Below are 13,409 nucleotides of genomic sequence, written 5' to 3'. Positions count from 1 at the left end.
CTCAAGGAGGCGTCTCGCTCAGAGGCAAGGCGTCGCATATCTGCAGCGGGCAGATATGATTTGCCCGCTGGTTTGGGAAAGGTGTTGCCCTAAAACCCCGCTAACGCAGCGGGACTTTAGGTTAAGGAAAACTAGAGTATGCTTGCGGCCATTTTGCGGCGCAGGTAAGCAATCTGCTGCATGTGCGGCAAATCTTTAGGGCAGTTATCTTGGCAGCCGAGTAGCGTCATACAACCGAAGACGCCGTCTTGATTGCCAATCACATGGTAGAAATCATCCGCACTGCGGCTGTCTCTGCTATCCATTTCGAAGCGGGCAATTTTCATCATGCCAACCGCGCCAACAAAGGTGTCACGCATTTGTTTGGTGGCGCAGGCTGACACGCAAACGCCACATTCGACGCAGCGTTCTAGCTCATAGATCCGCGCGGCTTCTTCGGGTGCCATTGGATTTTCGAGGCGATGAATGTCCTGATCATCGGGTTTAGGATGCAGCCAGAGTTTTAAGCGTTCGGCTAATTCGCGCATAAATTTGCCCGTGTTCACCGACAAATCGCCAATCAGTTCGAAGCCGGGCAGCGGCATTAGGGTGATTTCACCATTGGGATAATTCGCTGTTAACGTGCGACAGGCCAATGTGGGGAAACCATTGATCACCATGGCGCAACTGCCACAGATGCCCGCGCGGCAGACAAAGTCGAACTGCAGTGAGGGATCTTGTTGTTCACGCAATTGATTTAAGGCGATAAACACTGTCATGCCCGGTGTTTCAGTCAACTGATAACGTTCCATCTTTGGCTTGTCTTGGCCATCTTGCGGATCGTAGCGGAAGATATTAAAGCTGATTTGACGGCTCATAGTGGTTTATTCCCTACCGGTTGGGCTGGAGTGATCGCTAAGGTATCGCTGAGGCGTCCATTGGGAGCCTGCAGATGACTTGGCAGCTCGTATGGCATTAGGGCTCGCTGCAGTGTGTTTCTATCGGGATCGTCACCTAAGCGCGCGAGCACTTGATTGATTTCTTGTACGCGTTTTTCGGTATCAGGATGGGCGATAGTGTTATCGTTGCCGTAGCCTCGGTATCCCGGTGGTAGCTCCATTTTCATCACATCTAACGCTTCATAACGCAGCACAGGTTCCAGTGACTCGGCATCTGGCCAAGTTGCCAGCGTGCGGTTAAGCCAATCTTTATCATTGCGTTGTGGGTAATCTTCCCGTGAATGGGCGCCGCGACTTTCAGTGCGAGCCTCTGCGCCACAGGCGACGGTGAGGGCCACTTTCAACATACGAGTGACGCGTAGCGCTTCGACTAACTCAGGATTAGCGTGACGTTTTTTACATTTAAGACCGAGATTTTTTGCCCGCAGCAGTAAGTCTTTCAAGCCTTTGATGGCTTTATCTAACTCGGGTCCATTACGGAAGATCCCGACGTAGTTCATCATGATGCGTTGCATTTCTTTCTTTATTTGGAAGGGGTTTTCTGTGCCATTGCCTTCGACCAGCCCATCGATTTCTTGCTGTAATTTATCGATGAATTTTTGAGTCAGCGCGGTATCAATTTCTAAATCGTTATTCTCACAAAAATCAGCCACATATTTGCCGATGATCATGCCGCCGACCACAGTTTCTGCCACCGAATTACCGCCTAAACGGTTAAAGCCGTGCATGTCCCAACAGGCCGCTTCTCCGACGCTGAACAGCCCCTTGAGTTGTGGACTCTCGCCAGTGGCATTGGTGCGTACGCCGCCCATAGAGTAATGCTGGGTAGGGCGAACGGGGATCCAATCTTTGCAAGGATCGATACCGAGGAAGTAATCACAAATCTCTTTCACTTCGCGCAGGTTAGTTTCGATATGTTCACGGCCCAGCTGCGTAATATCCAGCCACAGATGCGGGCCGTAAGGGCTTTCGACCCCATTGCCTTTACGCATGTGCTCTGTCATGCGGCGGGAAACCACATCGCGGGAGGCGAGTTCTTTTTTCTCTGGCTCGTAATCTGGCATAAAGCGATGACCGTCTTTATCGCGCAGAATACCGCCATCACCACGACACCCTTCAGTTGTGAGGATCCCCGCGGGCACTATGGCGGTGGGGTGAAACTGCACCGCTTCCATATTGCCTAAGGTGGCGACACCTGTGTCGAGTGCTAACGCTTGGCCTATGCCTTCGCAGATGGTGGCATTGGTCGATATTTCATAAATCTTGCCATAACCGCCGGTGGCGATAGTGGTGGATTTGGCTACATAAGCGCGCAGTTCACCTGTGACTAAACAGCGGGCAATCACCCCATGGCAACGCTTACCGTCATGGATAAGCGACAGGGCTTCAATCCGTTCGTGTACTGGAATGCCCATAGAAATGGCTTGGTTATCGACGGCATACAGTAAAGAGTGGCCAGTGCCGTCGGCGGTGTAACAGGTACGCCATTTTTTAGTGCCACCAAAATCGCGGGCATTGATTAGGCCGTGAGCTTCTTCGGCCTCATTGAGCGTTACCCTTTGCGCATTCATGATGACTTCACGTGGGCCAGCGTAAATCCTCGACCAAGGCACGCCCCAGTTGGTGAGTTCGCGGATCGCTTTCGGTGCAACGTGGGCAAACATGCGGGCGACGTCTTGATCGCAACCCCAGTCAGAACCTTTGACTGTGTCTTGAAAGTGAATGTCTTCGTTATCGCCCATGCCTTTAACGGTATTGCCTAGGCTGGCTTGCATTCCGCCCTGTGCGGCGGCCGAATGTGAACGTTTTGCGGGAATTAACGATAGTACTAAGGTATCTAGGCCTCGCTCTTTGGTGGCAATTGCGACTCTGAGGCCTGCCAATCCTGCGCCAATGACTAATGAGTCTGTATAAATGATTTTCAAATCAGATCCTTATCTAATAATTTAGATAACATTTCATGGATTTATCATTGCACTCCTCGGGTATAGTTGCGCGGCAACTATGTATCAGAGGAGGATCCGTATGTTGTTTGTCTTGCTATACAGGCTAAGTGCGCCGATAGCGTCATGCCCATTGCTGAGGAATAAACGGTTGTACTGGCAGAACTAATTCGATACCAATATTGATATAGGTCACTAGGCTTAATGTGCCTAAACACAATAAATAGACGATCAATACTTGCGCTATAGTGCGGATAAGTGGGCGGTTACTACTCACACCCCACTTTAATATCACTCGGTATAAACCAACGATGCCGTGGAATAACACGATAGGTAAAAACACCACGTATAAGAGCCAAGCGTTATCGTGGTAAACCCGTTCGGCCGAAAGGTGAGGGCCAATATCAGGGTTTAAAATCATAGTGGCAAGATGGGCTGACACTAAGAAAAACAGTAAGAACCCGGTGATCATCTGCCAAAACCATGCTTGGGTATCTCTATGCTTGATACTCGACATGAAGCCACGCATCGCTCGCCATTGGCCTAATTGCACTGGAAAACGACGTAGTGCGGTGGCGGCATGTACTGCAACAATCACCAGCATAATGACTGAAATGATCTTGGTCACTATGGGGAAGCCATGACCCGTCGAGCTAAACATACTGCCTTCTAAGAATTGCACCATGTGAAAGAAGGTTTCTTTACCAAATAAAATGCTCGCCTCGAAATGCATATGAAATAACAGGAAAATACCCAATATAAGCCCTGTCGCACTTTGTAAGCAGTCTGCTTTAGCCGACCAGGCTTGGCCAAATGGTCCGCCGTTAATGGCGGTAGGAACACGCGTTTTCGCTGACATTAATTCACCTCTTACCAGGTTTGTGGTGGCGTGAATGTACCTGCATCACGCCAACACAAAGTCTTTAGATCCAGATTAAAAGAAGAAGGTTAATCCAATTATTGGCATTAGCCCTTAGAACACTTTGGGTAAAGTTGCGCTACAGCATCATGCCGCCAAACAGGAAGGCCAATGCCACGCTGGTGGCAATCGTTACTACGCCAGGGACCAGGAACGGATGGTTAAATACCGCCTTACCAATCCGCGTCGAGCCGGTATCATCCATCTCAACCGCAGCCAGTAGTGTGGGATAAGTAGGCAATACAAACAGCGCGCTGACGGCGGCGAAAGAGGCTACGGCAGTTAAAGGACTCACGCCAATGGCTAAGGCCGCAGGCATCAGTGCCTTAGTGGTTGCGCCTTGGGAGTAGAGCAACATGGAGGCAAAGAACAGGGTTACCGACAATAACCAAGGCTGACTTTGCAGTAAGGTGCCTGCTAAATCTTTGATTTCCTCGATATGATTGGACACTAAGGTATCGCCTAACCAAGCCACACCTAACACACAAACACAGGCAGACATGCCCGATTTAAAGGTGGCCGCATTGGAGATTTCACTTGCGTCTAACTTACAGAAAATCGTGATAGCTGCAGCTGCTGTGAGCATCAGCACCATAATGGCGGCATCGCGTGGCAATACAGGGTCAACAATCAAGCCGACTTTGTCAGATATCGCAGTGGCGTAGGCCATCACAGCCGCAATCGCCAGTAAGAAAATCATCACAGATCGTTTTGCGCCGGCTTTAATCTTGATCTCCGTTTTACCGCGTGTTTTGACTAAGCCCTTAGCTAAACGGTCTTGATAAATAGGATCATCAGCCAGCTCTTTACCCATTAAATTAGCAACAACGGCGCCGACCATACAGGCTAAGAAAGTTGAAGGAATACATACGGCTAACAGTACTAAATAGTCCACGCCAAAGGGTTCTAGAATGCCTGAGAAGAACACGACTGCCGCTGAAATTGGTGAAGCGGTAATGGCGACTTGAGACGCAACAACGGCGATAGAAAGAGGACGAGAGGGACGAATACCTTGCTCTTTTGCGACTTCGGCAATAACAGGTAAGGTTGAGAATGCTGTGTGGCCTGTTCCTGCAAAGAGTGTCATGAAATAAGTGACTACAGGTGCCAGAAAAGTGATTTGTTTTGGATGCTTACGTAATAATTTTTCTGCCAGTGAGACTAAATAATCCATCCCTCCCGATACTTGCATGGCCGCAATCGCGGTGATAACCGACATAATGATGAGGATCACATCAATCGGAATATTGCCCGGTTTGAGTCCCATTCCTGCGGTCAGTATCAGTACCCCGACACCGCCCGCAAAGCCGACTCCCATGCTACCCATCCTTGCACCTAGGTAAATGGCCCCGAGTACGATAATTATCTCTAATATAATCATAGTGTTAACTCTATTTTGTTTTAATTTCAATAGCCTGCGCATATTCACTATGCGCTGGCTTATTCTTGAATCATCGAGTTTTGGGCTGGGGAAGGCTCCCCAGCCCCACTGAGTTACACTTTAGCTTTGCTACTGCGTTTAGCTTGGTACTTAGGATTCATCAGGTTTTCAACCGAGAGAATGTCATCGAGTTCTTCAACCGTTAACAAACCGCGTTCGAGTACCACTTCACGGACATTTTTACCTGTTTGGGCGCAAATCTTGCCGATGATGTCACCTTCATGGTGGCCGATGATGGGGTTAAGGTAGGTCACGATCCCGATGGAGTTCATCACATGGGCCATGCAGATCTCTGGGTTTGCAGTGATACCTTCAACGCATTTCTCACGTAGGGAGATACAGGCATTACCCATTAAACTGAGTGACTCAAACATCGCCTGACCAATCACAGGTTCCATGACGTTAAGCTGTAACTGGCCCGCTTCGGCGGCCATAGTGATAGTGATATCGTTGCCGACAATCTTAAAGGCAACCTGATTGACGACCTCAGGGATCACAGGGTTAACCTTAGCTGGCATGATAGAAGAACCCGCTTGTAATTCAGGCAGATTGATTTCCTTCAGACCTGTACGTGGACCCGATGACAGTAAGCGTAGGTCGTTACAAATCTTGGACATTTTAATCGCCATGCGCTTAATCGCACTGTGCAGCATGACGTAGGCGCCACAATCGGAGGTCGCTTCGATTAAATCTTCCGCTGGTACATAAGCGCGGCCAGTGATTTCAGCCAGATGTTTAATGGCGAGTGAGGAATAACCCACTGGCGTGTTAAGGCCGGTGCCGATGGCCGTTGCGCCTAAGTTCACTTCTAACAACAACTCTTGGCAACGCTTGATGGACTTAATTTCTTCTCGTAGTGTGACTGCAAAGGCATGAAACTCTTGGCCTAAGGTCATAGGCACGGCATCTTGTAACTGAGTGCGGCCCATTTTTAAGACGGTTTTAAACTCTGCGGCTTTAGTGTCGAAGGCACTGATAAGGTCAGTTAATGCATCTAACAGAATATCGGTACTGTTGATGACCGCAATACGGAAGCCTGTTGGATAGGCATCGTTGGTCGATTGGCACTTGTTGACATGATCATTAGGATTGATGACATCGTATCGGCCTTTTTCAAGCCCCATGATCTCCAGTGCAACGTTGGCTAATACCTCATTGGTATTCATGTTGACTGAAGTGCCTGCGCCTCCTTGATACACGTCGACTGGGAATTGATCCACAAATCGGCCCGTTGTGAGTATCAAATCGCACGCTTCAATAATCTTGTCAGCGATTTCAGGACTTACAGCGCCTAATTCGCTATTGGCCATGGCAGCTGCTTTCTTTGTTAGCATCATGCCACGGACTAATTCAGGTACATCGGAAATTTTTTGATTACTCAGCTTAAAGTTTTCGATGGCACGTAATGTATGTATGCCGTAATAAAATTCATTGGACACTTCTTTCGTTCCCAATAAATCTTCTTCGATCCGTACGCTATTAGTATCTTTCATTTCGATCCTATTAAATCCGGTTAATAGTAAGATATATCTCCGAGTATTGAGTTGTGGTGCGTACATAAGTATGCGTAACACTTCAAAAATAACTCATCGAAAACATGAAGGAGAATCGTCTCCTTGACTATCGACACAGATCTTAACGCTTTGGCAATAACAGGATTTAGATGGGGATCACTTAACTGTTTGAAATGGTAGATTTGTTTTGTTTATTAGATAAGCATCTCAACTCGGTTAGCTAGTGTGAGCTATTACTTTTTGATGCAAATTAGCTATAGATTTGTTATTCGTTAACCAATCGGCGACATATTTACTCAAGTGTTTTTGAATCTAAATAAACCGTACGCTATTTAATTTCCACTTTATCAATCGCGAATAATCATTGATTAGTTAAATCTACTCAATAATAAATGCATGGTGTTTTATTTAAGTTTTAAATAATCAATTAGATAACGCTAAATTTGTTATTTCATTTTAGTGAGAATTATCACGGTTAGACTTAAATAATAGTGCACACTGTGGAGCGTTTATTATTAATAAAAGGATGTAAGCATGAATTTTTCAATGCGTAAGCTCTTGCTCTCGGTCACCTTAGGATTAGTTCTCTCCTCTGCGGCGCAGGCGCTTCCACAGGTACGGATCATTGCCACGGGTGGCACTATTGCCGGAGTAGGGCAATCGGCCACTGAGTCTAACTATCAGGCTGGTGAAGTGGGCATTAGTAGCTTAATTGCGGCTGTGCCTGAAATGAAACAGCTTGCCGATATTCAAGGTGAGCAACTGGTTAAAATCGGTTCGCAGGACATGAACGATAAAGTTTGGCTAGCGTTAGCCAAGCGCATCAATCTGTTACTGGCCGATAAAGATGTCGACGGTATCGTCATCACCCACGGCACCGACACCTTAGAAGAAACCGCTTATTTTCTAAACCTCACCATCAAGAGCGATAAACCTGTGGTATTGGTTGGCGCTATGCGTCCATCAACCGCCATGAGCGCCGATGGTCCGATGAATCTGTATAACGCCGTCGCGACCGCCGCGAACCTTGAATCTAAAGGTCGAGGTGTATTAGTGGTGATGAACGATACCGTATTGAACGCCCGCGACGTCACTAAGACTAATACCACAGGTGTGCATACCTTTGCTGCGCCTAACTTTGGCCCGCTTGGCGTGATCCATAACAGCAAGATTGAGTACATGGGTAATACGGAGCGTCAACATACTACGCAAACGCCTTTTGATGTCAGCAAACTCGACAAGTTACCGCAGGTAGGCATAGTGTATAACTACGCCAATGCCAGTGATTTACCAGCCAAAGCCATGGTTGAAGCGGGTTTTGATGGCATAGTCAGTGCCGGTGTGGGTAACGGTAATATCTACCACTCTATATTCGATGTTTTAGCTAAAGCGAGTCAAAAAGGCACCTTAGTCGTTCGCTCTAGTCGAGTTCCCACAGGTGCAACGACTCTCGATGCCGAAATAGACGACGCTAAATACGGTTTTATTGCAGCAGGTAATCTTAACCCGCAAAAAGCCCGTATATTGTTGATGCTGTCGTTAACGAAAAGCAAAGATCCACAGCAGATCCAACGTTGGTTTCAACAGTTTTAGGATTTCAGTTGAGTGGCTAATACTCAATAAGATTGATGTTTGCTAGATAAGCCAGCGGCAAGGTCCGGCTGGCTTTTTTTATCGGCAGAGTTTGAGGTCTTAAGATAAAGAGGTGATGCCTCACAAAGTTTATCGTTAATTTAAACACACTAAGCTGACTCTTAGAACTGCAATCATAAGCTAGTTAAAATACTTAAAAGCTCTGCTCGACACGTCAAGATGAGTCTAAAGATATTGATTAAAAATGTTGGATACAGAGCCATCTTTAATGCTTAATTCAAGCCATGCATCAACATATTCTTTCCAAATAGGATCTCTGCCCATGAGAAATGCTTTAGCAGAATAATTTAAATTATTAGGCATGGTGGAGCATAATTCTGGATGCTTCTTAGTTTGTAATTGGACTTCAACTCTATCCGTGATCATAACATCGGCACGATTCGCGATGAGCTCTTGGAAAATAGTCACATTGCTACTGTGAACTGTGATTTTAGCTTGTTTAATATTGGCATCGACGAAGCGTTGATTAGTGCCGCCCTTATTCACGATCATTCGGGTATCTGGCTTATCTATTTTAGCGAGCGAATCATATCGTTCTTTTTTAGCACAAAGGCTAATCGGTGTTTTTCCATCCTCAAGGTAAATATCGGATTGTAGGCCAACACGTTGTCGAAATAATTGTTTAGAGATACCGCTCATCATGATGTCGAAGCGTTCGCTGCTGAGATCTGTAATTAAATTGCTCCAGCTGGTGGGTAAAAATACCGCTTGAGCACTTAAGGAATCAGCAAGTCGGTTAGCTAAATCTATATCAATACCTTTTATCTGGCCTGCTTCAAAATAAGAGAAAGGCTCGTAGTCACCCGTTGTGCCAACATAAAGTATCTTCTCCGCGATGATCTTATCCAATGTCGACAAATAGACTTTTGGCTTTATAAGACTGAGAGAGCGAAATAATACTGCTTTGTCTTCGATACTGACCAAAGGGGTATCGATGGCGAGATTAAACACGGAGAAATCATGTTGATCTTGATGTTCAGCAATCTGCTCGATAATGGTTTGGCCGAGGGTAGTCAATGCGGGACGGATCTTATCTAAACTAAGTTTAGTGTTTTGCTTAGTTTGCAATGTTTGAGGTAAGCCATGTTCACGCCATTGCTGGTGGTACTGTCTTTGAATTTTTTTGGCTAATTCTATCTGGACTTGAAAGAAATCGGTTATCGCTGCTGAGGTTATCCCGAGCGACTCTGCTGCCGTGACACTTTGTGCTAAGACTATTTTCTCGCGCGCGAGGTCTTCAATCGGTAACTGATGCTGCCATTTATGCAGCGCGACTTGCTGCATGTAACTCAGGCGCGTATTCATGTTCGCATAAAGTTCAGCATTTTCATCGGTATCAGCTAGGGCGGGTAAGGATAAAAGCGCGAACACGCTTAAGCATAAAAAAGCGTGTAATCGCATACTGTAATAGCGGAAAGTCATTAAGATCATAATAGGACAAGTGTCATAGAAAATAGCGCCTCAAAATATCAGCTAGGTTTAGCCCTGTAAAGGCTAGGGATCACGGACATTGTTGCTTAACGTGAGCATGACTTTGTAGAGATTGCTGACGATATCCATAGACTCGATGGGTAATTGTTGGTTTAACACGCCCAGTATCGCTTTCCTATTTCGGCTAATTTACACAGTAAAGTATTGATAGAGATTGTTAGCCTAAAAGCGGTGGGGATCTATCCTGTCATCATGTTATCCGTACACATCCTAGTGGCCTTAGTCTCAAACGAGGTTCTACAAGGGGCGTATTATTCTAAATACAGTAACCAATTGATTATATAGCTACTCATCGAGACCTTTACTGCTGTTCTGAGCCAGAGCATCCGTTGCTCTGGATGTATTGATGTCATGATGTGTGTTGGTGCTAATGCTGTGAAAGTTAAGCTTATTATTCTGCACTGATAATGGAAGTTTACTGCTCTTTTAGTACGGCATAAGGTATTGATTTTGTGACTTAAAGTGCTTTAGGTACTATAGTGAAAGCTTATTTTATCTGAAACTTAGGTGTGCGCTTCCTAGGTTTCTTATTTGATTTTGGGGGAAAAGTGCGAATTTTAATAAACAATTTCAAGGTGATTAGTTTGATGCGCCAATGGTTACTGCTGGCATTATTAAGTGTGGCGTTACCGCTACAGGCGAGCGAAGAGCCGCTGTGGATGGGGACGGCTGACTTGCCCATGAGTGGGCGAATCCATACCGGTGAACTTGCCAATGGCATGCGCTATTTATTAGTGAGCAATAAGACGCCAGAGCAGGCTGTCATAGTACGCATGCGGGTGGACGTGGGCTCAGTGGTGGAGTCTGATACCGAGCAGGGGTTAGTGCATTTTCTTGAACACATGGCCTTTAATGGCTCGACGGGTTTGGCTGCGGGGGAGATGATCCCGACATTGCAGCGTCTTGGTCTGAGTTTTGGCGCCGATACCAATGCTGTGACTGAGTTTCAGCAGACGGTTTATCAATTCAACTTGCCAAGTAATAGCCAAGATAAAGTCGATACCGCTTTGTTTTTAATGCGCGAAATTGGCAGTAATTTATTACTTGACCCGGCGCTTATCGAGCGTGAAAAAGCTGTGGTATTGGCTGAACTGCGTGAGCGTAGCGGTGCGGATCTGGAGAATTACCGCAATCAATTACAGTTTTTAATGCCAGATACACTGTTGTCAAAGCGCTTACCTGTAGGTGAGGCGAACAGCATCAAGAATGCTACTCGCGAGACGCTGCTGTCTTTATACCAAGGTTTTTACACGCCCTCACGCACCACCTTAATTGTGGTGGGTGATATCGAGGTAGCCGCAGTTGAACAAAAGATAAAACAACAGTTTGCCAGTTGGCAGGCCGCACCTTTGGCGGCGAAGGTTAAGCCGCAAGCGCTAGGCACTGTCGCAGAGCGTCAACGCGTCGAGGCGGCGGCATTTTTCGATCCTAGCCTATCGACCTCGGTTTCCCTCGGTATGCTCAAGCCTATGGCATATCCAGCCGACAGCCCTGCCGTGCGAGAGCAGGAAATACTGCTTGAACTCGCCCACGGCATCTTGTATCGCAGAATGGAGTCGCAGTTACTGCATAGCCAAGGTTTATCTGGCGTTAGCCTGCAGGTTGGGGATCAATTTGATATAGCCTATGGCACTCAAATGAGCTTAGGTACGCAGGAGAATAACTGGCAAGAGGGCATAGCAATATTGGAGCAAACCCTGCGCCAAGCACAAGAGTTTGGTTTTAGTCAGCAGGAAATTGACCAACAAATCAAACGTATGCACAAAGGGTATCAGCTCAGCGCAGCGGGTAGCACTACTATCCACAGTGTGAATATTGCCGAGGGGTTAGTGTATTCGGTCGCGGAAAATCGCGTGCCTGTAGAGCCTGAGTGGCAGCTGGCATTTTTTGAAAAAATACTGCCGACAGTGACGCCGCAAAAGCTAAAGCAAGTGTTTAATCAGACATGGAATGCTACGCCGTATCTGTATCTGACGAGCAATAAGCCCATCGAAAATGTTGAAAAACAGCTTATCGCTAGCTATGAGAAAAGCCGCAAAAAAGCTGTGAGTGCGCCAGCAACTAAGGCGATTGACGAGTTTGCATACACTCAATTTGGCGATCAAGGCAAGTTAGTGGCCGATAGTCGCGATGCCGAAACGGGCATTCGCCAGCTACAGTTTGCCAATGGCGTACGCCTTAATCTTAAGCCTACTGACTTTAATAAAGGCACTACTTTGGTCAGCCTCAACATAGGCTTTGGTGAAGTGCCATTCCCTGAGTTAGATGGCTTATCTACTCTGTTTAACAGTGCGTTTGTGCAGGGTGGACTCAAGGCCCATGATTATGAAAGCCTGCAGGAGATTTTTGCTGGGCAAGATATTTCCATCAACCTAGGCGTGCGTGAGCAGAGTTTTGGCGGTGAGATTAGTACCAATGCTGCAGAACTGCGCACGCAGCTCGGTTTAATGACGGCCTTTTTGATTGAACCCGGCATGAATAAGCAGGCCGAGCAATTGTTCCGCGAGCAAGTGATTGCCGAGCAGCAAAGTCTCCATAGCAACCCGCAAACTGAGTTTTCTAATCAGTTTGACCGTATCTCCCACAGTGGTGATAAACGTTATGGTTATGGTGAACCGGAAGACATTTTAAAACGTCAGTTTGCAGAGCTGGCGCCGAGTTTCCATTCAGCCGTCGAGCAAGGAGCAATTGAAATCGCCATAGTGGGGGATTTCGACGAAGCCAGCGCCATTACTGCTGTGGCTGAAACTCTCGGAGCAATCAAACGCAGCCCCACTGAAAATGGCCAATCGCTAGTGCCTGTGTTCCCGAAAGTACCCGCTAAGATGACGTTAACACACTATGGTCATCCAGATTCAGCGGCGCTGGCCATGGTGTGGCCAACAACGGATATGACTCACCTAAGCCAACACGCTGGACTGGGATTGTTGGAGCAAGTGCTCAGCATCCTATTAACGGAAAATGTGAGAGAAAAAGCGGGCGCGAGTTATTCGCCATCGGCCTTTTCTTACAATGATCTCAATGCCAGCGGATATGGTTATCTCGGTCTATTTAGCGTGACGACTCAAGCCATGTTGCCAACGGTTTCCGAGTATTTCACCGCTGCAGTTAACCAAGTGAAGCAGCCGCAGGGGATTCGCGAAGACTTACTTAACCGAGCCCGCCAACCTGTGCTTGAATGGATGCAAGCCGCGCCGCAGAGCAATGGTTTTTGGTTAGATTTGGCATCAAATGCCCAGAGTTATCCTGGACGCTTTGCCACCTTTAAACAAAGACAAGCGTTGGCACAGAAGATGACACCGGCAGAGCTCAGTAAACTGGCACAGCAATATTTGCCAGCTGATGGCAGTTTAACCATCCAAGTCCTTCCTGCACCACTTGAACCCCAGCAATGAGTGTTGGTGCATAGAATAGAAGATTGATCATTCACCGCCATATCCCCTGTGCTAGCCAGTGCAGGGGATATTTTGTTCTAACTCCAACGTTCCGTCTTGGCCTATTTCATCGGTC

Annotated in this window: 8 protein-coding genes; 2 read left to right on the top strand and 6 right to left on the bottom strand. The window is 46.9% G+C overall.

The genetic code is table 11. From position 1 onward, the window contains the following. Positions 1-131 precede the first annotated feature (131 nt). From KV201_RS10115 to aspA, 5 genes are all read right to left on the bottom strand, one after another. Positions 132-857: a fumarate reductase iron-sulfur subunit gene (locus KV201_RS10115; RefSeq protein ID WP_006083150.1), complete on the bottom strand. Its 726-nt coding sequence runs from the start codon at positions 855-857 to the stop codon at positions 132-134. Beyond that, complete coding sequence (locus tag KV201_RS10110) at positions 854-2,863, bottom strand: fumarate reductase flavoprotein subunit (RefSeq protein ID WP_126491124.1); 2,010 nt, start codon at positions 2,861-2,863, stop codon at positions 854-856. Before KV201_RS10110 ends, KV201_RS10115 begins: the two co-directional genes overlap by 4 nt. A gap of 142 nt (positions 2,864-3,005) precedes the next feature. Then, complete coding sequence (locus KV201_RS10105) at positions 3,006-3,740, bottom strand: fumarate reductase cytochrome b subunit (RefSeq protein ID WP_226059233.1); 735 nt, start codon at positions 3,738-3,740, stop codon at positions 3,006-3,008. 139 nt (positions 3,741-3,879) lie between these two features. Continuing rightward, positions 3,880-5,181, bottom strand: coding sequence for an anaerobic C4-dicarboxylate transporter (locus tag KV201_RS10100; protein WP_006083147.1), 1,302 nt, complete (start codon positions 5,179-5,181; stop codon positions 3,880-3,882). A gap of 113 nt (positions 5,182-5,294) precedes the next feature. After that, positions 5,295-6,734 (bottom strand): aspartate ammonia-lyase, encoded by a 1,440-nt coding sequence (gene aspA, locus KV201_RS10095; RefSeq protein ID WP_006083146.1) that lies wholly within the window; start codon positions 6,732-6,734, stop codon positions 5,295-5,297. Positions 6,735-7,289: 555 nt separating this feature from the next. On the opposite strand from aspA, the gene ansB reads away from it, so the two are divergent. Continuing rightward, positions 7,290-8,348, top strand: a complete 1,059-nt coding sequence (ansB, locus tag KV201_RS10090; protein ID WP_226059232.1) for an L-asparaginase 2 — start codon at positions 7,290-7,292, stop codon at positions 8,346-8,348. 225 nt (positions 8,349-8,573) lie between these two features. Here ansB and aroQ read toward each other — a convergent pair whose 3' ends face one another. Next, positions 8,574-9,779 (bottom strand): gamma subclass chorismate mutase AroQ, encoded by a 1,206-nt coding sequence (gene aroQ, locus KV201_RS10085; protein ID WP_226059231.1) that lies wholly within the window; start codon positions 9,777-9,779, stop codon positions 8,574-8,576. Between the two features lie 707 nt (positions 9,780-10,486). Here aroQ and KV201_RS10080 point away from each other — a divergent pair. Next, positions 10,487-13,294, top strand: coding sequence for a pitrilysin family protein (locus KV201_RS10080; RefSeq protein WP_226059230.1), 2,808 nt, complete (start codon positions 10,487-10,489; stop codon positions 13,292-13,294). Positions 13,295-13,409: the final 115 nt, after the last annotated feature.

The sequence above is a fragment of the Shewanella sp. SR1 genome, from assembly GCF_020447145.1.
Classification (GTDB): domain Bacteria; phylum Pseudomonadota; class Gammaproteobacteria; order Enterobacterales; family Shewanellaceae; genus Shewanella; species Shewanella baltica.
The sequence above is the reverse complement of the archived record's forward strand: the minus strand, read 5'-3'. Positions and strand labels throughout refer to the sequence as shown.